This is a genomic window from Shinella yambaruensis, from assembly GCF_022899355.1.
Taxonomy (GTDB): domain Bacteria; phylum Pseudomonadota; class Alphaproteobacteria; order Rhizobiales; family Rhizobiaceae; genus Shinella; species Shinella yambaruensis.
Window position 1 is genome coordinate 607,428 of record NZ_JALJCK010000002.1, and the last position, 26,549, is coordinate 633,976.

Sequence of the window (26,549 nt, forward strand, 5' to 3'; positions counted from 1 at the left end):
GATCCTCTCTGCCTGGCGGCATCTCCCCCACAAGGGCAGGGCAACCGCTTATGGAATTCGGCATTACCGTTCTTCCCCTTCTCCCCGCGGGGGAGAAGGGGAAGGAGGCAACGTCGAATTCCACATGCGACAGTCCTGTCTCGCCCCGCCTGGCCCGGCACCTATTTGACGGCGATGGGCTGGAAGTCGGCAGCGAATTTTTCAGCGTTCCTGACGGCCTTGCCGCCGAGCTTTTCGCCGAGCGTCGCCACCATCTCGCCCGCCCGCTCGACGCCGTTGGCCTTTGCCAGCATGAACCAGTTGAGCGCCTGCCCGGCATCCTTCTTGAGGCCGATACCGTCGAGATAGAGCGTGGCAAGGCGGAACTGCGCCTCGTTGTAGCCCTGCCGGGCGGCCTTCGATATCCACTGCGCGCCCGTGGCGGGGTCCTTCTTCAGGGCGCTGCCGTCGAGATAGAGGTCGCCGAGCCGGAGCTCGGCATAGATATGGCCCATCTCCGCTGCGCCCGTCAGCAGGATCTCCGCCTGGGCGACATCCTTCGGCATGGCCTTGCCTTCGAGGTAATAGGCCGAAAGCTTCTCCATGGCCGGCGCGAATCCCTGCTTGGCCGCTCGCCAGAGCCAGTAGGCCGCCTTCTGCGGATCGGCCGTCACGCCGAGGCCGTTCTCGTAGATCAGTGCGAGGTTGAACTCGGCAAAGACGTTCTTCTTCGCCGCCCCCAGCACATACCAGTAGCGGGCTTCCGTCAGGTTCTTCTCGATGCCGCGGCCGTCGCGATAGACGTCGCCCAGCGAGCGGTAGGCGATCGGAAAGCCGGCGCTGGCGCCGGTGCGGTAGATTTCCCGCGCCTCGTCATGCCGGCCGGCGGCATCGATGGCGCGGCCGTAGTTCATCAGGATGCGCAGGCTGTCGGGAAACTGCTTCAGTGCCGTCATGCAGGCCGGGACCGCGGTCTCCGGCCTGATCTGCTTGAAATAGACGCCGACCGCGGGGTCGGCGATCTCCTGCACATGGCCGGCCTCGCGGTCGCAATCGGTGATCTCGGGGTAGAGCGGGTTCTGGGCGAACTCCTCGTAGTTCGCCGTCACGCGGCCGGAGATCGCCGGCACGGTCTCGTCGGAGCCCTTCGTCGCATCTTCCAGCCGCAACCGGGCGAGCTTGGCGAAGACGCCCTCGGGGAATTTTTCGAGATAGCCGCGATACTGGTCGGCGGTGCCGTTCGCCTGGATGCCGTTCCACATCAGGAGGTCCTCGGCGGCATTGATGCTGCGGTCGACCGGCAGGGCCGCCACCTCCTGTTCCTTCTCCTCCTTCGGCCTGCTCGCCTCGGCCAGCGCCTCGACGCGCATTTCGGCGATGTCGGCGAAGAGGCCCTGCGGGAAGGAAGCAAGGTAGGACCGGTAGCTTTCGGTCGTGTCGCCATCCGAGGCGGCCTGCCAGGCTTCCGCGTCCTTCGTCGCTTCCGCGGAGAATTTCGGCACTTCCGGCAGGGCGTCGGTGAAGAAGAAGTCCTTGGTCAGCGAGGAATTGTCCCACGGCACCTGCTCGCCGCCGGTCTCCTCGACCACCCGCTCGCGCACCCGCTTGAAGACCTGCTCGATGGGCAGACCCGGCGCGGTGATGAAGTCGGCAAGCGCCCGCGTGAAGGGGCTGTTGCCCTTCGTGCCGTCCGTCGCGACCTTTCCCGGCGCAGTGGCGAAGGCGATGAAGGTGCCGAGCGGGCCGGTGGCGCGCGCAAGGCCGCGCGAGGCGCCGTCATTGGCCGCCGCACCGGCCGAACGGTTCGTTTCCAGGGGGTTGTTGCGGCAGGCATCGACGATGAACACGGCGATGCGCGGGCGCGCGCGCTCGATCTGCTCGGTGATCATCTTCAGGCTGAAGGCTTCGAGCGGCAGGTCGGAGGAGGAGGTGAGCTGGCTGTCCGTCGGGATCAGATAGTTCTCGTCGGCGAACTGGATGCCGTGGCCGGCATAATAGACGACGACATTGGTGTCCGGCGTCAGCGCCTCGGCCAGGCTCTTCATCGCGCGGACCATCTGCTGGCGGTCGCCGTCGATGACCGAGACGATCTTGAAGCCTGCCGCGGAGAGCGCCTTCTCCATCAGCTTCGCATCGCTCTGCGCATTGGGCAGGTGCGGCAGGTCGGCATATTTGCCGTTGCCGATCACCAGCGCGACGCGATTGTTGCCGGCGGCAAGTGCCGCGGCTGTCATCGACAGAAGAAGCGCGAGAAAGAGAAACAATCTTTGCATGAGCATCGCCACCCCATGAAGATCCCGGCGGGACGCTAGCATAGTCCCGCGGCCCGATCCTGGACAAGACGGGATATAGCCCGGTGTTATTCTGCGCCGCCTTCGTCAAAACTGCCTTCCAGCATGCGTGCCAGCGTTTCCGCGCCGTTCCGCCAGCCGCCATCGGCGCCGGCGATGGCGGCACATGCGGCGGTAAGGCCCGCGCGGATGTCGGGGCGGAGCAAACGGTCGAGGGCGGCGGCGCGCTGCGTCTCACCGTCTTCGACCCGGTGCAACAGGGCGGCGCCGCGCGCCTGTGCCCAGCGCGCCCGGTCGACCTGCCGGTCCATGTCCGGGCTTTCGTCCGGCACGAAGAGGGTCGGGATGCCGCCGGCGATGGTCTCGTGGAAAGTATTGTAGCTCGCGCGCACGATCGCCGCGTCCCAGGCAAGGCTTGCGGCATAGGCCGGATGGAGCGTGACCCGGTGGTGCCGGGCGGGATGGCGAGGGGCGGCGCTGCCGGTCAGCGGCGACTGCAGCTCCACCACATGCAGGTCCGGCCGGGCGAGGAGGTCGTCCAGCAGGCGGGCGTGAAAGCGCATGAGGTCGGGATTGGCGGAGCGGGAGAGGTCGAGGAGGATGACGGTCGCCTCCTGCGGCAGGCCGAGCGCCTGGCGGGCCGCCGCCCGTTCCGTGCGCTCGGACGGGTCGATCAGCAGCATCGGCGGCACCAGACGGGTCTTCGCCCGGTCGGCCACGGTCGGCCCGCCGTCGCATTCGCCGGCATAGTCGCCCGGCTCGATGACGATGGGGAAATGTGCCCCGGCGCCGATATAGCCGGCATGGTGGGCCGGCCACATGCCGCGCCGGATCCAGACGGCCTGCACGCCGCTATGCTCGCCAAGGGCCTTGATCACCCCGTCGAAGACGAAGTTGACGTCGTAGACGAGGGTGGTCGCGTGATAGGCTTCGAGCAGCAGGCCGATTTCCGCGGCGAGACGGTCGTTCCAGGCGGCGGGTTCCTCGCCCGTCAGGCCGTGGTGCGGCACGAAATGCACGGGAAAGCCGAGATCGCGCACGATTGCGGCACTGTAGCTCATGGTCAGGAAGGCGGACGGGCGGTGCTTCAGCCGGCGCGCGACGGCGAGCTGGCGCGTGAGGTGGCCCTGGCCGATGCCGTTTGCCGAGACGAACAGCACGCCGTCGGGGCGAGGAGGACGGGGGGCGGGGCTTGCAGGTTGCACCGCCGGGGTCGGGGCCTCCAGGGCTCGCCCGTCCTCCTGCCTTTCGATGAGGAAGACGGCATTGTTGTTGAAGCCGCGCCAGGCCGCTTCCGGCACGTTGATGGCCAGGAGCCGCTCTGCCGGAACGAGGCGGGTCGCGTCATAGTCCGCCGGCAGCGGCAGGACCGAGCCGAGCGTGGCGGCCAGATCCCCCGGCGAGAAGATGCGCATGTGATCCGACTGGCCGAAGCGCGCCGTCCGCTCGGTGCCGATGTGTTCGTCCAGCGCCTCGCGGAAGCCGCCTTCGAGGAAGGGAATGCTGAAGATGTGCAGGCCGCCGGGCTTCACCAGCCGGTGGAGACCGGCGGCGACGGCGCGGTAGTCGCAGGCGACATGTTCGAGCACATGGTTGTGCAGGACGATGTCGAAGGAGGCCGGCGCGAGGGTCGGAAGATCGCGGCAGAGATCGAGGCGGGCGACGGCGAAGGGGAACTGGCCCGGGTCGATGTCGGCGCCGAGATAGCGGCTGCCGAAGCGGCTTCGGAAAAGGGTGGCGAGGCACTCCTCGGGGGCGAGGTGCAGGATGCGGCGGTTTCCCGACAGGAGGCCCCGCAGGCGCAGCACCTCGAAGATCAGCCGGTGACGCTCCAGCGAGCCGCACCCCTCGCAGCGTACGTTCTGGCGCAGGAAGGCGCTGTCCTTCTCGCCATAGGTATCCCCGAAGACCGAACTGCCGCAGATGTTGCAGGTTGGCCGGGCCACCGTCGTCCTCACAGGCTGCCGAGTTTGGTGATGTCCCAGTCGGTCCGGACGATGCGGGCATGGTCCTCGACATAGCGGGCGATATCCCGCGCGCCATTGGTCCAGGCGATCGACCGGCAGCGGCGCACGACGCTCTCCCGCTCGACGGGGTCCAGCAGGCGCTCCACATGGGCCGCGACGAAGCCGAGGTCGTAGTCGCGGCGCATCAGCCAGCCGCGGCCGGTGAGTTCCGCCCAGCGGGCGCGGCTCGCCTGCAGGTCCATCTCGTCGGCCTCGTTTGGCACGAACAGCGTCGGGATCGCGCCGAGCACCTGTTCGTGGAACGTATTGTAACCCGCCGCCGTGATCGCCGCGTCGAAGGCGTTGCTGAAGCGGAAGCTCGGGAAGAGCTCGACGACCCGGTGCCGCTCGCCCAGCCTTTCGAGGCCGGCGGCCTCGGGCGTGATCGGCGAGCGGATTTCGAGCGCTATCGTGTCGGGGCGGCGCAGCACTTCGGCAAGCAGCGCGCCGCGCACCTCCCGCATGTCGAAATTGGCGCCCGAGCCGAGCTGGAAGGCGACGACGGTCATGCCCTCGGGCAGGTCGAGGGCGGCGCGCGCGCTTTCGCGCGCCATGCGCTCGGCCGGATCGAGATGCAGGACGGGCGGCACAAGGAAGGTTTCCTTGCGGCAGGCCGCTGTCGGGCCATGGTCGAAGGTCTCCGCCAATTCGCCGGGTTCGATCACCGCATCGAAGCGGTCGGAGAAGTCGAGGAACACCCGGTGGCATTCCCGCCAGAGCGGCCGCCTCACCCAGATCTTGAAGATATCGGGAAACGCGCCGAGCGCCCGGGTGACACCCTCGAAGACCGCCGTCGCATCATAGGCGAAGACCGCGGGGCGCAGATGGGCGATGAGCTCGAACAGCTCCTCGGCAAGGCAGGTGTTCCAGTCCTCGGGGTCGGCGTCGAGGATGCGGTGGTGCGGCAGGAAATGCGCCTGGTAGCCCTGCTGCACGGCGGCCTTCATGGAATAGGACATGGTGGCGAAGACCGGCGTCAGGCCTGGCGGCAGCCGCTGCGCAATGGCGAGCTGCTGGGCGAGGTGCCCGACGCCGATGCCGTTGCTGGAGGCGAAGAGCACGTTGCGTTGCGGCAGGGCGGGGAAAAGCCCGCCCTGCGGCGCTACCGCCTCGTCCGGTGCCGCCATGATGCGGGCGAGGCGATCGGCGTAGATCGCCGCGTCGTGGTTGTTCTCGACGAAGCGGCGGGCCTGTTCGCTTTGTGACCGGTAGCGTTCCGGGTCGCTCACGAAGCCGTCGATGAGGCGCTCGACATCGGCCGGCTCGCCATAGACCGCGGCCCTGCCGAACAGCAGCGCGAAATGCGGGGGCAGGATGACGACGAGGCCGGTCGCGAGCGCTTCGAGGATCGTCCGTCCGAAGGCCTCCGACCAGGCCGGATCGTGGAAATAGACGTAGAAATCGAGCGTGCCGAGGAAGGCCGGGACATCGTCCCAGGTGAAGGGCACCAGCTCCCAGTTGGGCGGGATCGTGCCGTATTTTTCCGCAAGGAAGGCATCGGCGCCGAGCGCGCGCACGCGAAACCGCGCGCCGTCTGCCGGATAGGCGAGCAGCACCTCCTCGGCGGTCGGCCATTTCAGCGGGTCGGGGCGTGAATGCCGCCCGATGACGACGGGATAGGCGGGCTGGCGGGCCGGTTTCGCCGCCCAGTCGTCGAGGTCGATGAGATTGCCCCAGTCCTCTTCCAGCATGTGCGCATAGGGCGGCAGGCGGCGTGGAAGGCTGTCGCGCACGACGGTGCTGACCGGCGCCAGGAACACGTCGCTGCCGAAGGCGTCGCAGGCATGGGCGACGACGCGGTCGAGATCGTATTGCCGGCGGCCGTATCCGTCATACATCGGGTGGTGCAGCACGACCAGCAGCCTGTCGGCGGTGATCGACAGCGGGCGCGTCGGGCGGTTCTCGATGATCGTCGGATGGTGGATCAGCACGAGGCGGGCATGAAGGCGCATGTCGGGGTCGATGCGCTCGATCAGCCCCTCGTCGATCAGGCGCCGCAGGTCCGGATGCATGGGGAAGGGCAGGCCGAGCAGCGGCCCCTTGATGGCGAGCAGCCCGGTGCGCAGGCCCGCCCGCGCCGCCGTGCGGATTTCCACGGCGAGCGCCGTCGAGGTTCCTCCCTCGAAGCGCACATCCGCGACGAAGAGGACGTCGAGGGCCGTGCTCATCGATCGGTCCGCGCCGTCATCGGGGGCGCTGCGGCAAGGAAGACGTCGATGTTCTGGCCGTAGCCGATGACATGCACCGGCTGCCATTTCGACACGAGGAGGCGCCAGCGCCTGGCGAGATAGGCGTTCCAGGAGATCTCGGCGGCATGCAGCTTCTGCTCGAGGGCGGAGGGCAGGTATTCGAAGATGGCGTTCCTGTCGCGGAACCGCATGAAGTCGAGGCTGTCGGTGAGATAGACGATCCTGTGCTTCTTGCCGAAGCGGCGGGCGGTCACGTCGATGATCTCGTCGATCTGCTCGGCCTCGATGCCGATGAGCGTGACGATGACCGTGGTAAGCGCGGGTTGCGAAGCGTAGATGGCGAGGGTTTGCTCCGGCGCATCGTCCGGTGCGGCGGGCTTAGGGCCGCGTTGCGGCAACCAGCCGAAAATCCCCATTTCGCCTCCCCTCTCGATCCCCCGGGCGGGCCTGAAAGCGCCTTTGGATCAAGGCTATTGCCGGGATCGGGGACTGTCAACGAAGGGGCGGGCGGAAAATGCGGGAGGCGAGGGATCAGGCGTCGAGCGGCCAGTCGGCGATGGCGGCGGGGCGCCATCGCGAAGGCCGGCCGGCGGCGAACCGGACGATGACGGATTGCTTTCCGGTGGCCGCGGGCACGCAGAAGAACAGCCGGCCGAAGGCGGCGTTGCTGCTTTCGCCGGCGGGGGAGGAGGCGGGCTCGAACGACCAGGCGAGGCCGTCCGGCGCCAGGATCTCCGCCGTCACCGCCGCGCCGTCGAGGGTGAGGAGGGCGCCGGGGCCGTCGAGCGCCGCCGCGGCTTCGGTGTAGAGCTGCCAGGTGCTCGCCGGGGTGGCAGTGTCCTCGTCTCCCAGCTCGTCGACGATGAAGACCGTGTCGGTGCCCTCCAGAACGGCGCCCCGGCGCCAGCCGACCGGCCATCCGTCATCGCTGACCGCGTAGGCGGCAAAACGGCGGTCGCCTTCCCGTCCCGTGCCGAGGAGCCTCGCAAAGGCCGCGGTCGATTGCGGCGCGCCATCGATCAGCAGGGTGCTGTGGGCCGCGGCCTGCGTGCGGAAGTAGCCGAACCGCCGCTCGGGCTCGAAATAGCCGGGGAGGGCGTAGTTTTCCCGGCCGAGCTCGCTGACGAAACGCCGGCCGGCCATTTCCAGCACGAAGGTGCCGAGGTCGAGATGGGCGTGGTTGACGTCGTTGCGCCCGCCCTTCAGCACCAGCCAGGTCGTGCCCGCGCGCAGCACGGCAAGGCCTGCCGGCTCATAGGCGGACGGTGCGTCGTCGGGCGTCGGCGGCTCCGTCTCCGGCGCGCACCACAGGAGGTCGAAAGGGTGCGGGTCGCCGGGCGCGGCGTGCTGCCAGGCCATGGCCGCCGCCTCGCCCGCGCGGCCGGCGAGCCAGCCGAGCACGGGCGCGCGGCGCGGCCGTTCCGTCGCATCGCCGAAATTGAACACGCGGCCGCTCGGGCCGGTGAGGTCGCGGCCGTATCGCCAGGTGCGCGCGAGCGCGGCGGGCACCTCCGACCCAGGCCCGGTATCATCGAGAAGGGCGTGGGCGAGCACCGCGTAGCGGACGGCATATTCCCAGTAGTCCGGGCCCTCGTCATAGCCGCCATCGGCGCCGAAGGCGGAAAGCCCGTGCCGCAGCGCGGGTATAAAACAGGCCAGGGCGTCGCGCGCGAGAGGATGGCCGGTGCCGGCCATCGCGGCGGCGCCGGCGATCATGCCGGTGCAGCAGACGATGTTCCAGTTGTTGTTGGCCGTCATCCAGGGCACGCCGGTCGCGGCGGCGGCAAGGCCGGGGGAAAGCCCCTTCTCGACGATCGCCGCGGCGATCGTGTCGTGCTCCGTGCGGGCGAGCAGCGGGCGGGTCCAGCAAAGGCCGAGCGCCATGCCGGTCGTCATCTCGGCGGTGTCGAGGAAATGCGGGGGGTTCCAATCGGCAAAGGCGGCGACGTTCAGAAGCTCGCGGATCGCCCGCCGGCGAAAGGCACTGCCGCCGACCAGGCAATCGGCAACGGCCAGCGTCGCGACGCGGTCGAACAGCTTGCGGCTCGTCGGAAGGATGACGTCGCGTCCGTCTTCCCGCTCCAGTTCAAGCAGGGGAGAGGCATGGATGTCCCCGGCGACCCGCAGGACCGCCTCGGCATAGCGACTTCCGGCAGCGGAGGACCGGGCCGAAGACCGGATCTGTCCCGCATCCAGGGATAGGATCAATAGTTCCTGTTCCTGGCCCCGCGCGTGGCGCTCGACGTATCGATCTGCGTCTTCTTGGCGACCTTGCAGGGCACTTGCTTGCCCTTGACAGTACAGACCGTGGGCTTGCCTGAACTCGTCTCGCAGCCACTCAGTAACACAGCCGCCGACAGGAGAGCCGCGAGGGAAGTCCACTTTGCTACTACGAACCTGGTCATGGCCGTGTCCACCCGAAATTAGCAAGTCTGCATGGAAAGCGACAAGCCGGGCAAAGTCAATATCTCCTCTGCCCAAAACAGGGTCTTTCGCACGGCCATGTGGCGTGTCGGCAGGCAAAGCCGGTCCGGCCGAGCATTCGATCGGATGTTTTGCTTGTTTGCGGTTCGCAAAGCCGCCCTCCGGCGCGCGAATCGCCCGGGCAGCGGCCTGCCCGGACTAGGCGCGCCGGCCGGCGGCGGCCGAGCGCAGGTTGTCGAGCAGCACGGCGAGCAGCAGGATCAGGCCGCGCACAACATATTGGTAGAAGGCCTGGATGTTGAGGAGGTTCATGACGTTCTCCGCGATGCCCATGATCAGCACCCCGACGATGACGCCCGTCATCGCCGCCCGCCCGCCGGCCAGCGACACGCCGCCGAGCACGCAGGCCGAGATGACCGAGAGCTCGAGGCCCGTCGCGGCATTCGGCTGGCCGGAGGTGATGCGCGAGGCCAGCAGCACGCCGGCGACGGCGCAGACGAGGCCTTGCAGCGCGAAGATCCAGATGCGCATGTTGGAGACGTTGACGCCGGCAAGGCGCGAGGCTTCCGGATTGCCGCCGATCGCCAGCGTGTTCTTGCCGAAGACGGTGCGGTTCAGCACGAAGCCGAAGATGATGAAGAAGACGGCCATGACCCAGATCGGCGTCGGGATGCCGAGGAATTTCGACAAGGCGAGCTGATAGAAGCCCGGGTCGTTGATGCCGACGGCGCGGCCGTCCGAGGCGATCAGCGCGAAGCCGCGCACGATCTGCATGGTGGCGAGCGTCGTGATCAGCGCGTTGATGCGGAAGCGGGCGATCACCACGCCGTTGACGAGGCCGACGGCGCCGCCGCAGACCAGCGCCGCGATGAGGCCGACGAGGATCGAGCCCGAGGCGTTCGAGGCCATGACGGCGACCATGCCGGAAAAGGCGACGGTGGAGCCGACCGACAGGTCGAAGTCGCGCGAGGCGAGGCAGAACATCATCGTGCAGGCGACGATGCCGATGGTGACGACCGACTGCAGGAGGCCGAGCATGTTGCGCTCGGTCAGGAAGTTGGGCACCGTCAGGGCCACGATGGCGAAGGCGACGGCGAAGATGACGACCAGACCCTGTTCGCCGAGGAGGAGTTTTTTCAAGGACGTCATCGGGACTTGACCTGCTGGTTGGGAACGTCGGGAAGGGCGGCGGCGAGGATGCGGCGCTCGTCGAAATCGGCCCGCTCGATATCCGCGGCGACGCGGCCCTCGCACATGACCATGATGCGGTCGGTGATGCCCATCACCTCGGGCAGTTCGCTGGAGATGACGACGATCGCCATGCCCTGTCCGGCGAGTTCATAGAGGATCTCGTAGATTTCCGACTTGGCGCCGACATCGATGCCGCGCGTCGGCTCGTCGATGATGAGGACCTTGACGCCCTGCTCGGACAGCCAGCGGCCGAGAATGACCTTCTGCTGGTTGCCGCCGGAAAGGTTGACGATCTCCTGCTTGCGGGAGGGCGTGCGCACGCGCAGCCTGGCGATGAAGCGGTCGGCAAGCTCGGCCTCCTTCTTCGGCTGGAGGATGCCGAAGGGGGAGAAATGCCGGCGCGAGGAGATCGCCATGTTCTCCTCGATGTTGCGGCCCTGCACGATGCCGTCGAACTTGCGGTCCTCCGGGCAGAGCACGATACCGGAGCGGATCGATTGCGGCGGGCTGTCCGGGGCGACGGCCTTGCCGTCGACGCTCACCGTGCCCTGCGAGCGGCTGTCCGCGCCGTAGACGAGGCGCGCCATCTCGCTGCGGCCGGCGCCGATGAGGCCGAAGAAGCCGAGGATTTCGCCCCGGCGTACGGAAAAGCTGATCGGCGTGCGCAGCTTGCGGCCGGCGAGGTCCTTCACCTCCAGCCGCACGGCGCCGCGCTCGCGGGGGCGGAAACCCCAGATATTGGCGATCTCGCGGCCGACCATTTCGGAAATGATCTGGTCGCGCGTCACCTTGGATATGTCAGGATGGTGGGCGGCTAGCTTGCCGTCGCGCAATACGGTGAGGCTGTCGCACAGGCGAAAAATCTCGTCGAGGCGGTGCGAGACGTAAAGGATGATCTTGCCTTCGGCGCGCAGGCGATCGATCAGCGCGAAAAGGATCTCGCTTTCGCGCGAGGATAGCGAGGAGGTCGGCTCGTCGAGCGCGATGACGCGCGCATCGGCCATCACGGCCTTGGCGATCTCGACCATCTGGCGCTCGCCGATCGACAGCGAGGCGACCTTGGCGGCCGGATCGATGTCGATGCCGATATCATCAAGCTTTTGCTTCACCACGCCGACGAGACGCGTGCGGTCGATGATGCCGGCCTTGCCGGGGAAGCGGCCGAGCCAAAGGTTCTCGGCGACCGTCAGCTCGGGCACGAGCTGCAGTTCCTGGTGGATGACGATGACGCCCGCCTCGAAGGCGTCGCGCACCGAGCGATAGTGCTGCGCCTTGCCGTCGATCAGGATCTCGCCGGTGTCGGCGGACTGGTCGCCCGAGAGCACGCGGATGAGGGTCGACTTGCCGGCGCCGTTTTCGCCCATCAGGCCGTGCACGGCGCCCTTCTTCACGCAGAAGGAAACGTCGGCCAGCGCCTGCACGCCGGGATATCCCTTGGATATCGCGTTGAATTGAAGAAAGTCCTGCATCTCTCCACCCCGAAAGAAGGCCCGGCGGCCCAAAGCCTTCAACTGCGCCGCCGGGCTGACGTCATCCTGGGAGGATGATTATTCGATGCCGAGGTCCTTGCGTACCTGCTCGTAATTGTCGCGCAGGGCGACCTGGCCGGCCGTCAGGATGAGCTTTTCCGGTTCCTTGCCGTTGGCGACCCACTCGAACATGTTGAGCGCGGTCTCGTAGCCATGACGCTTCGGCGAGATGATCACGGTGCCGAAGAAGCCGGTTGCCGCGGGCTTCTTGAACTCGTTGATCGCCGAATCCGCACCGCCGATGCCGACGCCGATCATGCTGTCGGCGGCAATGCCGACGCTTTCGGTGGCGCGCACCGCGCCGAGCACGGCTTCGTCATTGAGGCCGACGGCGACCCAGTGCTTGATGCCGGCATTCTTGTTGAGCACGACGGTGGAGGCGTTGAGCGCCGCTTCCGTGTCGGTCTTGGCCTGCGGGGCGTCGAAGATGTTGGCTTCCGGGAAGCCGGCGGCCTTCAGCACGGAGAGCGCGCCTTCGACGCGGTCGACGGCGGTCGGCAGCTGGTCGTAGGACACGCGGATCGCGCCGACATCCTTCATGTCCCAGCCGCGCTTCTTGATCTCCGCGACGATGGTCTCGCCGACGGCCTCGCCGATCTTGGTGGCCGAGATGCCCATATGCGGCACGTCTTCGATCGGGCTGCCATCGGCGTTGACCAGGCGGTCGTCGACGGTCATCAGCTTGAGGTCGTTGGCGGCCGCCTTGGCGACGATGCCCGGGCCGAGCTTCACGTCGGGCGTGCAGATGATGAAGCCCTGGGCACCCTGCGCGCCGAGATTGTCGATGGCCGACTGGACCTTCTCGCCGTCCTCGGCGCCGATCTTGACGAGGGTGAAGCCCTTCTCCTTGGCGGCGACGTCGGCGAACTTCCATTCGTCCTGGAACCACGGCTCTTCCGGCTGCTTCACGATGAAGCCGATCTTCACGTCGGCGGCGAAGGCGGAGGTTGCGGCGAATACGGCGACGGTGCCAGCCAGGATGGCTGCTTTGATAAAGCCCATGTCTCTCTCCCAAGTTAACTGCGCCTGCAGTGTGGTTTGGTGTAGTGTCTTTCATCATATCCGTCAATTGTCTTTGTATGATGAATGAAATATCAGTGTATGATAGTAGCGTCGGGACGATGCGAAGCGGGCCGTCGCCATCGGGCGCGAAACGGGCTATGCATCGCGGACGGAATGGGTGGAGAATGATCGTGCAGGGACAGGACGGGCGCGCGGGCGTGGTCGATGGCGAGGGCGGCGTACGGCGCCCCCGGGTACAGAAGAACGTCACGCGGGCGATCGCCTCGGATATCTGCGCCGACGTCTTCCCCATCGGCGGTTTCCTGCCGACGGAAAACGAGCTGTGCCTGCGCTACGGCGTCAGCCGCACCGTCATCCGCGAATCGCTGAAGATTCTCGAATCCAAGGGTCTGGTGCGCGGGCGCTCCCGGGTGGGCACGCTTGTCTGCCCCAAGGAGGAGTGGAACATCCTCGACCAGCAGGTGCTGGAATGGATCGGCCCGCGCATCTTCGAGTTCGATCTTCTCACCTGCGTGCTCGATGCGCGCCGCGCCATCGAGCCCTTTGCCGCCGAATTCGCCGCCGAGCGCGCGACCGTGCAGGACGTGGCGGAAATCGAGCGGGCCTGGGAGCGCATGCGCGACGCGGAGAGCGATCTCGATGCCTTCTCGCAGGCGGACTTCGCCTTCCATGCCGCCCTGCTGAAGGCCAGCCACAACCAGGTCTTCATGCAGCTCGCCAGCATCATCCAGGCAGCGCTCGAATTCTCGCTGCATGCCTCCGCCGAAGCCGCGGATGCCCGGGACGAGGCGCTGGAAATCCACAAGCGCCTCGTGGACGCGCTGCGCATGCGCGACAAGGCGGCGGCGCGCGAATGTTCGCACCGCATGCTCGATCTTGCCGCGCGCGATCTTGCCATCGCCGTCAAGAACCACCCGGCGCCGGCCGGCGCCTGACCTCATCCCCTTTCCTGTTCCCAGACGAGTGTCCCATGAAGATCACGAAGCTCACGACCTATATTGTTCCGCCGCGCTGGCTGTTCCTGAAGGTTGAGACGGACGAGGGCATCGTCGGCTGGGGCGAGCCGGTGGTGGAGGGCCGCGCGCTGACGGTGGAGGCGGCCGTGCACGAGCTTGCGGACTATCTCATCGGCAAGGATCCGCTTTTGATCGAGGATCATTGGCAGGTTATGTACCGCGCCGGCTTCTATCGCGGCGGCGCCGTGCACATGTCGGCGCTCGCCGGCATCGACCAGGCGCTCTGGGACATCAAGGGCAAGGCCTATGGCCAGCCCGTCCATGCCCTGCTCGGCGGCCAGGTGCGCGACAGGATCAAGGTCTATTCCTGGATCGGCGGTGACCGGCCCTCGGACGTCGCCAACAATGCCCGCGAAGTCGTTTCCCGCGGCTTCAAGGCGATCAAGCTCAACGGTTGCGAGGAGATGCAGATCGTCGACAGCTGGGACAAGGTGGAGAAGGCGGTGGAGACCGTCGCCGTCATCCGCGAGGCGATCGGCCCGCATGTCGGCATCGGCGTCGACTTCCACGGCCGCGTGCACCGGCCGATGGCCAAGGTCCTGGCGAAGGAATTGCAGCCCTACAACCTGATGTTCATCGAGGAGCCGGTGCTGTCGGAGAACCGCGAGGCGCTGAAGGAGATCGCCAACCATTGCGCGACGCCGATCGCGCTCGGCGAGCGGCTCTATTCGCGCTGGGACTTCAAGTCGGTGCTGTCGGACGGTTATGTCGACATTCTCCAGCCGGACCTTTCGCATGCGGGCGGCATCACGGAATGCCGCAAGATCGCGGCGATGGCGGAGGCCTATGACGTGGCGCTGGCGCCGCATTGCCCGCTGGGTCCGATCGCGCTTGCGGCCTGCCTGCAGGTGGACGCGGTGTCGCACAATGCCTTCATCCAGGAGCAGAGCCTCGGCATCCACTACAACACGGGCAACGACATCCTCGACTACATCTCCAACAAGGCGGTGTTCCACTATGCCGACGGCTTCGTGTCGATCCCGCAGGGTCCGGGCCTTGGGGTGGAGGTGGACGAGCAATACGTCATCGAGCGGGCGAAGGAGGGCCACCGCTGGCGCAACCCCGTCTGGCGCCATGAAGACGGCAGCGTGGCAGAGTGGTGAGGAGAGCGGCGATGGGCGGACGCCTTGACGGAAAACGGATCGTCGTCACCGGCGCGGCGCAGGGCATCGGCCTTGCCATGGCCGAGTGCTTCCTTGCCGAAGGGGCGAGCCTCTTCCTCATCGACCGGGACGGCGGCCTGCTCGCCGCCGAAGCCGGGCGGCTTCGTGCCGGCGGCGGCCGGGTCGGCCATGCCGCGGCCGATATCACCGATGCCGACGCCATCGCGCGGGCGGTGGCCGCAGCGGCGGCCGAGATCGGCCGGCCGAACGCGCTCGTCAACAATGCCGGCGTCAACGTCTTCTTCGAGCCGCTGACGCTTTCGGATGCCGACTGGCAGCGCTGCTTCGACATCAACCTCAAGGGCGCGTGGAACTGCAGCAAGGCCGTGCTGCCGGGCATGATCGAAGAGGGCGGCGGGGTGATCCTCAACATCGCCTCGACCCATGCCTTCACCATCATCCCGCACACCTTTCCCTATCCCGTCGCCAAACATGCGCTGCTCGGCATGACCAAGGCGCTCGGCCTCGAATATGCGGGGCAGGGCGTGCGCGTGAACGCGCTGGCGCCCGGCTATGTGCGCACGCAGAAGGCCGTGGAATACTGGAACAGCTTTCCCGATCCGGTCGCCGCCGAGGCGGAGACGATGGCGCTGCATCCCGGCGGGCGCATCGCCTCGCCGGAGGAGATCGCCAAGGCCGCGCTCTTCATGATCTCGGACGAATGCCCCTTCATGAACGCCACCTGCCTGACGGTGGATGGCGGGATGAGCGTGCTGCATCACCCCTGAGCGGGCGGATTTTTCGGTAGCTGAAAAAAAGAGGCCCCGCACGAAGCGGGGCAGCGAGCGCCACGGTTGGCTCCCAATGACGCGGGGAAGCTCGCGGGTTGCGCGAGTGATATCCCAGTAGGGTTTTGCCGGAGCGCAGGGAAGGTCTGATTCGGCGATTCCGGTACGCTCGTGCAAATAAACTGCAGATGCAGCCGTTTTGGCCGCGGCGCGGCCGGAAAATGCCTGCGAAACAGGCAGGCTTCAGGACGCCGTTTTCAGGATCGCGGAAAAGCGCGGGTCGAAGGCGCGGCGGATCGGCTCGGCCGCCGCGCCCAGCGCGACGGCCCAGGGACCGATCATGCCGAGCTGCAGGCGCGGCAGCGTGCGGCCGGGCCGGTCGGCATTGGAGGGGATGAGCGGGAACATCGCGTCGAACAGCCGCTTGGCCAGCGGCTCCGGCGCGCTGCCGGAGAGGATGACGGTCTGCGGGTCGAAGATGGTCTCGACCATGTGCACGGCCTGGCGCATGTCTGCCGCCGCATCCGCCAGCCAGGCGAGGATGCGCGGATCGTCCGCAAGCGTTCGCCGCTCGACCTCGGCATAGGCTTCCGTGGTCGCCGAATCGAGGCCGAGATGCTGGAACAGCGAGGCGAGCGACGACCGGTGCTCCAGCGGCGACGGGGTGCCGCCGCGCGAGAACAGCACCATGCCGATCTCCCCGGCATTGCGGTTGCTGCCGGTATAAAGCTCCCCGCCGAGGATGAGGCCGGCGCCGATGCCGTAGCCGAAATAGATGCAGACGGCGTGGTCGAGGCCGTCGGCCGAGCCGTTCATGCGCTCCGCCGCCGCGCAGGCGGTCGCGTCGTTCTGCAGGCTGGTGGCCAGCCCCGTGCCGGCGGCCAGCGTTTCGACGAGCGGAAAGGCCTGCCACTCGGCCATCATCCAGGTCTCGTCGTCGGAGGGCGCGAGGCCGAAAGGCCCGGGCATCGCAAGGCCCAGCCCGGCCAGCCGGTGCGCCGATTCGGGAATGCGCCGCGTGAGGTCGGCGCGCATGGCCTCGATGAGGCGAAGGATCAGTTTGCAGCCCTCCACCGGCCCGCCCGGCGGAAGGTTGGCCACCGCGCGGGCGACCTCCTGTCCCATCAGATCGACGGCGACGAGACGCGTCAGGTGCCGGTCGATCTGCACGCCGAGCGCGAAGGCGCCCTCCGGCACGAGCCGGTAGGGGGTCGAGGGCTGGCCCCGCCCGCCGCGCACCACCTCCTCCGAGGCGACGAGACCGTCCACCTCGAGGTTTTCGACAAGGTTGGAAATGGTCTGCTTGGTCAGCCGCGTGGCGCGGGCGAGATCGGCGCGCGACAGCGGTCCGTTCAGCCGGATGGCCTCGATGATGACGCGCCGGTTATGGGCGCTGGTGCCTTCCTGGTTGGTCCCGCTCTTGGCGCGGATCGTCCGCAGTTCGTTCATCGACATCCCCTCTTGACACCATTTGAATAATACAGAACATTTAAGTCAAGAAGTTTGACTTAATAAGGAGCCGGAGAGCTCCGGGGAACGGCGGCGGGTCTCCCGCCATGATCCGGCGATGAACCCGCAACGACCGGGGGTGCCTGCAGGGCGCTTTCGGATGCATGAACCAAACAGGAGGACGCAATCATGTTGAAATCGATGAAGAAGACCTTGCTCGGCGCGGCGCTGGTTGCCGGCGTTTCCGCCCCGCATGCCTTCGCGGAGACGACGCTCAACGCGCTCTTCATGGCGCAGGCCGCCTATAGCGAGGCGGACGTGCGCGCCATGACGGACGCCTTCACCAAGGCGAACCCGGACATCAAGGTGAACCTGGAATTCGTTCCCTACGAGGGCCTGCACGACAAGACCGTGCTCGCCCAGGGCTCCGGCAGCGGCTATGACGTCGTGCTCTTCGACGTGATCTGGCCCGCCGAATATGCGACGAACAACGTGCTGGTCGACGTTTCCTCCCGCATCACCGACGAGATGAAGAAGGGCGTGCTGCCGGGCGCTTGGACGACCGTCGACTATGACGGCAAGTCCTACGGCATGCCGTGGATCCTCGACACCAAATACCTGTTCTACAACAAGGAAATCCTCGAGAAGGCCGGCATTCAGGCTCCGCCGAAGACCTGGGCCGAACTGAACGAGCAGGCCAGGATCATCAAGGACAAGGGCCTGCTCGCCACCCCGATCGCCTGGAGCTGGTCGCAGGCCGAGGCGGCGATCTGCGACTACACCACGCTCGTCAGCGCCTATGGCGGCGAATTCCTGAAGGACGGCAAGCCGGCCTTTGCCGAGGGCGGCGGTCTCGATGCGCTGACATACATGGTCGACAGCTACAAGTCCGGCCTCACCAATCCGAACTCCAAGGAGTTCCTCGAAGAGGACGTGCGCAACGTCTTCCAGAACGGCGAGGCGGCCTTCGCGCTCAACTGGACCTACATGTACAACATGGCCAATGGCGGGGAAGACAGCAAGGTCGCCGGCAAGGTCGGCGTCGTGCCCGCGCCGGGCGTTGAGGGCAAGAGCGAGGTCTCGGCTGTCAACGGCTCGATGGGCCTCGGCATCACCACGACCAGCAAGAGCCCGGACGAGGCCTGGAAGTACATCGTGCACATGACCTCGCAGGAGACGCAGAACGCCTATGCCAAGCTCAGCCTGCCGATCTGGGCGTCGTCCTACGAGGATGCCGCCGTCACCGCCGGCCAGGAAGAGCTGATCGCCGCCGCCAAGCTCGGCCTTGCCGCCATGTATCCGCGGCCGACCACGCCGAAATACCAGGAGCTCTCCACCGCTCTCCAGCAGGCCATTCAGGAAGCCCTGCTCGACCAGGCATCGCCGGAAGACGCGCTGAAGTCGGCGGCGGACAACAGCGGCCTTTGAGGTTCGGCCTTGCGGGCGGCGCCAGCCGCCCGCACACTCGCCCTTCCTGAAATCGACGAAGAGGACGCTATGTCCAGCACCTGGATGACGACCCGGGCATGGCTTCTCATGCTGCCGCTGCTGGCGGTCATGCTCGCCGTGATCGGCTGGCCGATGGTCGATACCGTGCGGCTTTCCTTTACGGACGCCAAGCTGATCGGTTCCGGCGGCGCTTTCGTCGGCTTCGACAACTACCTGAAAATGCTGTCGAACAGCAATTTCCAGCGGGCGCTCTACGCCACGACCTGGTTTGCCGTCGTCTCCGTGACGGCGGAGATGGTGATCGGCATTCTGGCCGCTCTGCTGCTGAACCAGCGGTTCTATGGCCGCACCGTGCTGCGCGCGCTGCTGATTCTGCCCTGGGCGCTGCCGACGGTGGTCAACGCGACGCTCTGGCGGCTCATCTACAATCCGGAATACGGCGTGCTGAACGCGGCGCTGACGCAGGTCGGCCTCATCGACGGCTACCGCTCCTGGCTCGGCGAGCCCGGCACCGCCATGACGGCGCTGATCGTCGCCGACTGTTGGAAGAATTTTCCGCTCGTCGCCCTCATCGCGCTCGCCGCCCTCCAGGCCGTGCCGCGCGACATCACCTCCGCCTCGCTCGTTGACGGTGCCGGCCCCTTCGCGCGCTTCCGTTTCGTCATCTTGCCCTATCTTGCCGGCCCGCTGATGGTGGCGCTGGTGCTTCGCACCATCGAGGCCTTCAAGGTGTTCGACATTATCTGGGTGATGACGCGCGGCGGCCCGGCCAATTCGACGCGCACCCTGTCGATCCTCGTCTACCAGGAGGCCTTCTCCTTCCAGCGCGCCGGCTCCGGCGCCTCGCTCGCCCTCGTCGTCACCCTCATCGTGACGGTGCTGGCGGTCGGCTATGGCATGCTCGTGCGGCGCACGGCGGGGAGCGCCGCCTGATGGAACGCCGCAGCCTCCTCGCCTCGATCCTCATCCATGCCGCCGCGCTGCTGCTCGCCGCCGTCATCGTCGCGCCGATCTTCTGGCTCTTCGTGATGAGCATCTCGCCGGCCGCCGATCTCGTGGCGCGCCCGCTGCGCTGGTGGCCGGGCACGATGGACTTCTCGCGTTACGCCACGCTGCTGTCGACCATCCCGAACAGCGCGGGCGCCAATTTCGTCGCCTCGCTTGTCAACAGCATCCTCGTGGCGGGCATGGCGACGGTCGCCGCCGTCGTGCTTGCCGTGCCGGCCGGCTGGGCGGTCTCGCGCACGCCCTCGGTCGGCTGGTCGCTCTCGCTGGTCATCGCCACCTACATGCTGCCGCCCGTCGCGCTTGCCGTGCCGCTCTACATGGCGCTCGCCGCCTTCGGGCTGCTCAATTCGGTCTTCGGCCTGGCGCTCGTCTACCTCACCATCCTCGCGCCCTTCACCACCTGGCTGATGAAGTCCGGCTTCGACGGCATTCCGCGCGAGATCGAGCAGGCGGCGATGATGGACGGGGCGAGCCTTCTTGCGACGCTGCGCATCATCACCCTGCCGCTCGCCATGCCGATCGTCGCCACCGCGGCGCTCTTCGCCTTCCTGCTCGGCTGGGACGAGTTCTTCTATGCGCTGCTCTTCACCTCGGACCAGCGCGCCCGCACGCTGACGGTCGCAATCGCCGACCTCGCGGGCGGCCGGGTTTCCGACTACGGGCTGATCGCGACGGCCGGCGTCCTGGCCGCGCTGCCGCCGGTCCTGGTCGGCCTCATCATGCAACGGGCCCTGATCTCGGGCCTTACCAGCGGCGGTGTGAAAGGATGACGATGAACACGACTGCATCCCGGCCGGAAGGCCTCAAGGCGATCGATCGGGAAATGGCGCGCCAGCATGCCGATGCGCTCGCCTCCTTCCGCAACAACGGTGCGATGGCCGAAAGGGCCGCCGCCAGCCTGAAACGCACCGGCCGGCTGCTGCTTCTCGGCATGGGCGGCTCGCAGGCCGTCGGCCGCGCCGTCGAGCCGCTCTACCGCCGCCTCGGCATCGACGCGATCGCCCTGCCGCTTTCCGAGCAGCTCGGCGCGCCGCTCGCCATCGACGGGCGCACGGTCTTCGTCACCTCGCAGTCCGGGGAAAGCGCCGAGGTGCTGCGCTGGTTCGAGGAGACCGGCGGCAATGACGAAACCTTCGGCTTCACGCTCGAAGGCGGCTCCTTCCTCGCCCGCACCGCGCCCTGCCTCGTCGGCCATGGCGGCACGGAGCAGGCCTTCGCCGCGACACGCAGCCTGACGGTGAGCTTCTCGCTGCATCTGGCGATCCTCGCCGCCCTCGGCGAAGACGTCGCGCAGGCGGTCCATGCCCTGGAGAACCCGCAGGAGCCAGCCATCGACGCGGCGCTGGCCGAACTGTCCGGCGTGCGCTCCGTCGTGACGTCCGGGCGGCGGCTGCAGGGGCTCGCCGAGGCCATCGCGCTCGGCTTCACGGAACTGTCGCGCCTGCCGTGCTTCTCGCTGGAAGGCGGCCAGTTGCGCCACGGGCCGATGGAAATGCTCTCGCCCGATGTGGGCATTGTTCTCTTCCGCAGCGACGACGCGACGACGGACCTCGTGACGGCGATGGCGACTTCCGTGGTCGAGGCGGGGGCGAAGCTCGTCATGTTCGACGCGTCCGGCCGCCCGCCGGTCGAGGGCGCGGCGACGATCGCCTTCCCGCCGCTGACCGGGCTTGCCGCCGTCTTCGCCATGCTGCCGACGGCGCAGCGGCTGATGATCGCCTTCGCCGCTGCGCGCGTTGCCGATGCCGGCACACCGGTGCGCTCGACGAAGATTACCCGGAGTGAATGAGTGAAGCCGCTTGCCGTCGTCGGAAACGTCAATGTCGACCTGATCATGGGGCCGGCCGCGCCCTGGCCGCAGCCGGGCACGGAAAGCATCGTCGATCATGACGAGCTGCGCGTCGGCGGCTCGGCGGGCAATGCCGCGCTCGCCTGGATGGCGCTCGGCACGCCCTTCGAGATCTCCGCCAGCATTGGCCGCGACCAGTTCGGCGTGTGGCTTGCGAACGGGTTCGGCGCGCATGCGAAGAACTGGCCGGTGCATGACGACAGCACGACGCTCTCCGTCGGCATCACCCATCCGGACGGCGAGCGCACCTTCTTCACGACGCGCGGGCACCTGCCGCTGTTCAGCCTGGAGGATGTCTTCGCGGTGCTCGACGGGCCGCGGCTTGCCGGCGGCATCGTGCTCCTGTGCGGCTCCTTCCTGACGGAGAAGCTGGTGGAGGATTACGACCGGTTCTTCGACTGGGCGGATCGCCACGCCATCGCCGTCGCCCTCGATACCGGCTGGCCGCTGGAGGGCTGGACGGAGACGAACAGACGGGCGGCGAAAGGCTGGCTGTCGCGCTGCCGGATCGCGCTGTTCAACGAGGTGGAGACCACCAGCCTTGCCGGCGTTGCCGATCCCGCCGAGGCCGGGCGCATCCTGCGGCAGGGCATGCCGGACGGGGGCATCGTCGTCGTCAAGTGCGGCCCGAAGGGGGCGATCGCCGTGGATGCCGACGACCGGGTTGTCCGCGCTGCGGCGCCTTCCGTGCGGGTCGTCGATACGATCGGCGCGGGCGACGTCTTCAACGCCGCCTTCCTCGCCGCGCATGCGGCCGGGGAGGCGCTGCAGGCGAGCCTTGCCGCCGGCACGGCGGTGGCCTCGCGCGCCATTTCCACCCATCCCCGAAGCTACGCACCGACCGCGCAGGACGTTCCGGCATGAGCACGCTGACCATTGACGCCATCCGCAAGAGCTACGGCGCCGTCGAGACGCTGAAGGGCATCGACATCGCGCTCGAGAGCGGGGAATTCCTCGTGCTGCTCGGCGCCTCCGGCTGCGGCAAGTCCACGCTGCTCAACATCATCGCCGGCCTTGCCGAGCCGTCGAGCGGTGATATCCGCATCGACGAGCGCTCCATTGTCGGCGTGCATCCGAAGGACAGGGACATTGCCATGGTGTTCCAGTCCTACGCGCTCTATCCCAATCTCACCGTGCACCGGAACATCGGTTTCGGCCTCGAAATGCGCAAGGTGGCCAGGGCGGAACGCGACCGGGCCGTGCGCGAGACGGCGAAGCTGCTGCAGATCGAAAACCTGCTGGAGCGCAAGCCCGGCCAGCTTTCCGGCGGCCAGCGCCAGCGCGTGGCGATCGGCCGGGCGCTGGTGCGCAACCCGAAGATCTTCCTGTTCGACGAGCCGCTGTCCAACCTCGATGCGAAGCTGCGCATGGAGATGCGAACCGAGCTGAAGCGCCTGCACCAGATGACGAGGACGACCGTCGTCTATGTCACGCATGACCAGATCGAGGCGATGACGCTCGCCACCCGCATCGCCGTCATGCGCGGCGGGCGGATCGAACAGCTCGACACGCCGGAGAACATCTACAACCGGCCGGCGACGCTCTATGTCGCGACCTTCGTCGGCGCACCGCCGATGAACCTTCTGGCCGCGACGGCAGGCGAGGGCGGCTTGCGGATCGACGGCACGGATATCACCGTGCCCGTGCCTCACCTGGAAAGTGTCGCGCCGGGGCGCCGGCTCGTCCTCGGCATCCGGCCGGAGGCGATCGAACGGTCGGGCGCGGGCGTGCCGCTCACGGCGCGCTGCGAGGTCGCGGAGCTGACCGGGCCGGAGCTGGTCGTCACGGCGGCGATGGGCAACCAGCGCCTCGTGGCCGCCCTGCCGGCGACCGCCCGCGTCGCGGCTGGCGACGAGATCGCCCTTGCCGTTGCGCCCGCCGCCTTCCACGTCTTCGACGCGGAGACGGAGCAGCGCCTGAACTGACCGTTATTTCGCCGCGCTAAAGGCCTCTGCGATGGCGGAATAGACGCGGATCATCGCCTGCGCGCCGCCGGCGGCGATGTAGAAGTCGCCGGACGGCAGGTAGACGACCTGGTCCTTCTTCCACGCCGCCGTCTCGGCGACCAGCTCGTTGTCGAGCGTGATCCTGGCATTCTGCTCGTTGGAGCCGATCGCGGCGGCGCGATCGAGCACGATCAGCCAGTCCGGGTTCGCCTCGCGGATGAACTCGAACGACACCGCCTCGCCATGCGTCGCCGCCTCCACCTCGGTGATCGCCGGCGGGAGGTCGAGCGAGCGGTGCAGCCAGCCGAAGCGCGAGCCGGGGCCGTAGGCGGTGACCTTCGGCCCGTTGGTCATGACGATCAGCGCCTTGCCCTTGCCGGCAACCGCGGCGCGGGCCGTTTCGATGGCGCTGTCCAGGTCCTTGCGGGCGGCCTCGGCTTCGGCCTCCTTGCCGAACAGGTGGCCGTAGGTGGCGATGCGCGCACGCGCCTGGTCGACGAGGTCGTCGCCGTCCATCGTCATGTCGATGGCCGGGGCCACCTTGGCCGCGGCCTCCACCTTGGTGGAGGAACGGCCGCCGAGGATGATGAGATCGGGGGCAAGCGCGCTCAGCGCCTCGAGGTCCGGCTCGAAGATGTCGCCGACCGCGCTCGCGCCGTCCTTCAGGTGCGACAGCTCCCTCAGGTAGAGATTGGACGGCAGGCCCGCCGGCTTCACGCCGAGCTTGTCCAGCGTGTCGATGGCCGCGATGTCGAAGACGGCGACGGTGGTGACGGGCGTTGCCACGGTCTTGCGGCCGGCGGCCGTGTCGATTTCCACATCGGCGGCGCCGGCAACGCCGGCGGCAAGCAGGACGGCCGCGAGGGCAAGGGATTTCAGGCGTTTCATGTCTGTCTCCGATAAGGCCCCGGCGGTCGGCCGGGGCCATGTCATCAGAACGTGGCGCGCAGGCTGACGAGGAACGCGCGTCCCGGCTGGTAGAGCGGCTTCACCTCGCCGAATTCCTGGCCATAGGTCGCGCGGTCGGCATAGGTCTCGTTGAAGATGTTCTTCACCTCGGCGCGCAGCGTCAGGTTCTGGTGGCTCGGCGGCTTGTATTCGACGAAGCTGTTGACGACCTGGTAGGCCTTGAAGGCCGGGCTGCCGTCCGGAACCTTGTCGTATTTCGGCGCGATCTCGATATCGCCGCCGACGGTGAGGCCCCAGTCGGCGAAGGTGTGGGCGGCGGAGACCGTGATGATCTCGCCGACCGGCGTCGTGAGGTAGGTGCCGGTATCGGAATCGGCCGGCTTGCCGTCGATCAGCGTGTCGATATTGGCATATTTCACGCGGATGTAGCCGTCCGTCCAGTCATAGCCGGCACCGATGGAGAAACCCTCGGATTCGACCTGCCGTGCCGCATAGGCATAGGCGTATCGGGCGGCGCGCGCATTCTCCATTTCCGTGCGGAAGATGGAGCCTTCGATGCTGAAGCCCTGATATTTCGCGAGAAGGCCGACCGTATAGTTGTCGGATGTGGTCGGCTCCGGCTCCGGGAGATAGGTCCAGGCCGGGTTCATGATGAAGTTTTCCGCCAGCGGAATGCCGGCCCAGACATGGGAATAGCCGGCTTTTGCCGTCAGGAAGTCCGCAATGAGGTCGTATTCACCGGAAATATTGCCGCTGAGGCCGGAATTGTCGAATTCCTGGCCGCCCGTGCCGGTGAACCACTGGTGATCCGCCCGCCCGCCGAAGGAGAGGCGCGCACGTTCGAAGGGCTCCAGCCGTGCCTGGACATAGGCGCCGAGATTGCTCGCCTTTTCCGTCGCCGGCTCGAAAATGTCCTCGAGCTCCGCCCTGTCGCGATAGAAGTCGACGCCCGCCGTGACGGTGCCGAGATCGAAATGGAAGCGGTTCTCGAACTTGCCGTTGAACGTGTCCGTCGCGCCGGCCACCGGATAGGTTTCCGGATTGGTTCCCGGCCTCAGGAAAACCGTCGTGCCGACCTTCGTCCGGCCATAGGCGAGCACCAGCTTGGGATCCCACCAGCCCTCGGGCGTCGTGTCCGTATAGGTGAAGACCGTGTTGGTGCGGTTGAGCTCGTAGTCGCGCACCAGCGGTTCCCAGGGCTTCGCCCCGGTTGTCGTGCCCATATTGGCGCGGAACGGGCGCGGCGCCTCGTCCTTGATCGCCTCATGGCTGAGCTCGACGCGGTCGCCGCTTTCGAATTCATAGGCGATTTTGCCGATGCCGCTCTGGAAATGGGTGCGCGTGCCGAGCACCTCGTCGCCATTGCCGGCGGAAAACTCCTGGCCGCGGCCGATGTTGAAATAGCCGAGATATTCGAAACCGTCCTGCTTGCCGAAGGTCGAAAGGCCTGTGGTGAAGATGTTGCCGTTGGTGTTGAAGCCGGAGTGGACGAAGCCGCCGTAACCGTTGCCCTGGAGGAAATCGCCGACATCCTTGGTCTCGTAGACGATGGAGCCCGCAAGCGCGCCCGGGCCGGCATCGGCCGGTGCCACGCCCTCGTCGACGCTGACGGCCTTCAGCAGCGTCGGGTCGATCAGCGTCGTTGCATTGTGGTGGAAGACCTTGTTGTTCTGGCGGCTGCCGTCGATGGAGATCGCAAGGTTGGTTTCCTCTATGCCGTTGACATAGACCTTCTGCGACATGGGCAGCGAGGAGCCGACCTTGACGCTCGGCTCCTCGCGGAAGACGTCCTGGATGGTGGCGGGGTTCTTGCGTTCGAGGTCCCTGGCGGAAATGTTCAGCTCGCTGACGTCGCCCTCGCCGACCTTTTCGCCCTCCACCGTGATCCGGTCGAGCGTCGTCGATCCGTCTTCCACGGAACCGGTGACGAGCGGGGAGAGATGCGCGGCGGTGACGATCGCCGTGCCGTCGGTGGTGACCGAATGGCGCGTGTCTGTGCCTTCGAGAAGGCGGGCAAGCGCCTCCTGCGGCGTAAACGCGCCCTTGACCGGCCGGGATGTCAGCCCGCGCGAGGTGGCGGCGGCAAGCGAGACCTGCAGGCCGGATTGCCGGCCGAAAGCGTTGAGCGCGCCCGCCAGCGGCTGGGCGGGAATATCGAATGCCATGGTGCCGACGCGGGCGGATTTCGCCTGGGCGGCCGCCGGCTGCAGGACCGCCTGCGGCAGGCTGAAGACGAGCGCGGCGGCGGTGGAGACCATCAGCCTGGCCATGAAGACGGTGCGCGTGCGCGCCCCGGCGCGCGACGTGGTCGATCGATCGATATGCAAACGCATTTTACCCCCGGTATATCCTCGGGATGCGCCGCCCCTGAAGCGCGCATTCCCGGTGCAGAGACGATCG

20 protein-coding genes are annotated in these 26,549 nt (G+C 67.2%); 9 read left to right on the plus strand and 11 right to left on the minus strand.

Going from position 1 to position 26,549, the window contains the following annotated elements:
- Positions 1-161: 161 nt before the first annotated feature.
- The 8 genes from MUU56_RS06735 to MUU56_RS06770 all read right to left on the minus strand — a co-directional run bounded on the left by MUU56_RS06735 (position 162) and on the right by MUU56_RS06770 (position 12,611).
- Entirely contained in the window at positions 162-2,252 is a 2,091-nt protein-coding gene (locus MUU56_RS06735; protein ID WP_244766534.1) for a caspase family protein, read from the minus strand.
- 86 nt (positions 2,253-2,338) lie between these two features.
- On the minus strand, positions 2,339-4,216 hold the full coding sequence (locus MUU56_RS06740) for a methyltransferase domain-containing protein (RefSeq protein WP_244766535.1): 1,878 nt from the start codon (positions 4,214-4,216) through the stop codon (positions 2,339-2,341).
- A gap of 8 nt (positions 4,217-4,224) precedes the next feature.
- Positions 4,225-6,444 carry a glycosyltransferase family protein gene (locus MUU56_RS06745; RefSeq protein ID WP_244766536.1) on the minus strand — a complete coding sequence of 740 codons (2,220 nt, stop codon included), beginning with the start codon at positions 6,442-6,444 and terminating at the stop codon, positions 4,225-4,227.
- Positions 6,441-6,881 (minus strand): hypothetical protein, encoded by a 441-nt coding sequence (locus MUU56_RS06750; protein ID WP_244766537.1) that lies wholly within the window; start codon positions 6,879-6,881, stop codon positions 6,441-6,443. Before MUU56_RS06750 ends, MUU56_RS06745 begins: the two co-directional genes overlap by 4 nt.
- A gap of 115 nt (positions 6,882-6,996) precedes the next feature.
- Positions 6,997-8,673, minus strand: coding sequence for a heparinase II/III domain-containing protein (locus MUU56_RS06755; protein ID WP_244766538.1), 1,677 nt, complete (start codon positions 8,671-8,673; stop codon positions 6,997-6,999).
- A gap of 414 nt (positions 8,674-9,087) precedes the next feature.
- Positions 9,088-10,038 carry an L-arabinose ABC transporter permease AraH gene (gene araH / locus MUU56_RS06760; RefSeq protein WP_244766539.1) on the minus strand — a complete coding sequence of 317 codons (951 nt, stop codon included), beginning with the start codon at positions 10,036-10,038 and terminating at the stop codon, positions 9,088-9,090.
- Positions 10,035-11,549, minus strand: coding sequence for an L-arabinose ABC transporter ATP-binding protein AraG (araG, locus tag MUU56_RS06765; protein ID WP_244766540.1), 1,515 nt, complete (start codon positions 11,547-11,549; stop codon positions 10,035-10,037). Before araG ends, araH begins: the two co-directional genes overlap by 4 nt.
- Before the next feature lie 78 nt (positions 11,550-11,627).
- Positions 11,628-12,611: an arabinose ABC transporter substrate-binding protein gene (locus MUU56_RS06770; protein WP_244766541.1), complete on the minus strand. Its 984-nt coding sequence runs from the start codon at positions 12,609-12,611 to the stop codon at positions 11,628-11,630.
- 191 nt (positions 12,612-12,802) lie between these two features.
- On the opposite strand from MUU56_RS06770, the gene MUU56_RS06775 reads away from it, so the two are divergent.
- Genes MUU56_RS06775 through MUU56_RS06785 form a run of 3 tightly spaced genes read left to right on the plus strand, consistent with a single transcriptional unit; the run spans position 12,803 to position 15,539 of the window.
- Entirely contained in the window at positions 12,803-13,567 is a 765-nt protein-coding gene (locus tag MUU56_RS06775) for a FadR/GntR family transcriptional regulator (RefSeq protein WP_244766542.1), read from the plus strand.
- A 35-nt stretch (positions 13,568-13,602) separates the two neighbouring features.
- Positions 13,603-14,751: a galactonate dehydratase gene (dgoD, locus tag MUU56_RS06780; protein WP_244766543.1), complete on the plus strand. Its 1,149-nt coding sequence runs from the start codon at positions 13,603-13,605 to the stop codon at positions 14,749-14,751.
- 11 nt (positions 14,752-14,762) lie between these two features.
- The gene (locus MUU56_RS06785) at positions 14,763-15,539 is read left to right on the plus strand and encodes an SDR family oxidoreductase (protein ID WP_244766544.1); all 777 of its coding nucleotides are present in this window, start codon (positions 14,763-14,765) and stop codon (positions 15,537-15,539) included.
- Positions 15,540-15,782: 243 nt separating this feature from the next.
- Here MUU56_RS06785 and MUU56_RS06790 read toward each other — a convergent pair whose 3' ends face one another.
- The gene (locus MUU56_RS06790; RefSeq protein ID WP_244766545.1) at positions 15,783-16,988 is read right to left on the minus strand and encodes an ROK family transcriptional regulator; all 1,206 of its coding nucleotides are present in this window, start codon (positions 16,986-16,988) and stop codon (positions 15,783-15,785) included.
- 189 nt (positions 16,989-17,177) lie between these two features.
- Between MUU56_RS06790 and MUU56_RS06795 the strand changes: the two genes are divergently transcribed.
- The 6 genes from MUU56_RS06795 to MUU56_RS06820 all read left to right on the plus strand — a co-directional run bounded on the left by MUU56_RS06795 (position 17,178) and on the right by MUU56_RS06820 (position 23,219).
- Positions 17,178-18,416: an extracellular solute-binding protein gene (locus MUU56_RS06795; protein ID WP_244766546.1), complete on the plus strand. Its 1,239-nt coding sequence runs from the start codon at positions 17,178-17,180 to the stop codon at positions 18,414-18,416.
- A gap of 69 nt (positions 18,417-18,485) precedes the next feature.
- Complete coding sequence (locus MUU56_RS06800; protein WP_244766547.1) at positions 18,486-19,370, plus strand: carbohydrate ABC transporter permease; 885 nt, start codon at positions 18,486-18,488, stop codon at positions 19,368-19,370.
- Complete coding sequence (locus MUU56_RS06805) at positions 19,370-20,215, plus strand: carbohydrate ABC transporter permease (protein WP_244766548.1); 846 nt, start codon at positions 19,370-19,372, stop codon at positions 20,213-20,215. Before MUU56_RS06800 ends, MUU56_RS06805 begins: the two co-directional genes overlap by 1 nt.
- Positions 20,216-20,217: 2 nt before the next feature.
- Complete coding sequence (locus tag MUU56_RS06810; protein ID WP_244766549.1) at positions 20,218-21,234, plus strand: SIS domain-containing protein; 1,017 nt, start codon at positions 20,218-20,220, stop codon at positions 21,232-21,234.
- Entirely contained in the window at positions 21,235-22,158 is a 924-nt protein-coding gene (locus MUU56_RS06815; protein WP_244766550.1) for a PfkB family carbohydrate kinase, read from the plus strand.
- Positions 22,155-23,219, plus strand: coding sequence for an ABC transporter ATP-binding protein (locus MUU56_RS06820; protein ID WP_244766551.1), 1,065 nt, complete (start codon positions 22,155-22,157; stop codon positions 23,217-23,219). The genes MUU56_RS06815 and MUU56_RS06820 overlap by 4 nt, the downstream gene beginning before the upstream one ends.
- Positions 23,220-23,222: 3 nt before the next feature.
- Here the strand turns inward: MUU56_RS06820 and MUU56_RS06825 are convergent, their stop codons facing one another.
- A complete protein-coding gene (locus MUU56_RS06825) occupies positions 23,223-24,128 on the minus strand; it encodes a siderophore ABC transporter substrate-binding protein (RefSeq protein ID WP_244766552.1) in 906 nt (301 codons plus the stop codon).
- A gap of 44 nt (positions 24,129-24,172) precedes the next feature.
- Complete coding sequence (locus tag MUU56_RS06830; RefSeq protein WP_244766553.1) at positions 24,173-26,482, minus strand: TonB-dependent receptor; 2,310 nt, start codon at positions 26,480-26,482, stop codon at positions 24,173-24,175.
- Positions 26,483-26,549 lie beyond the last annotated feature (67 nt).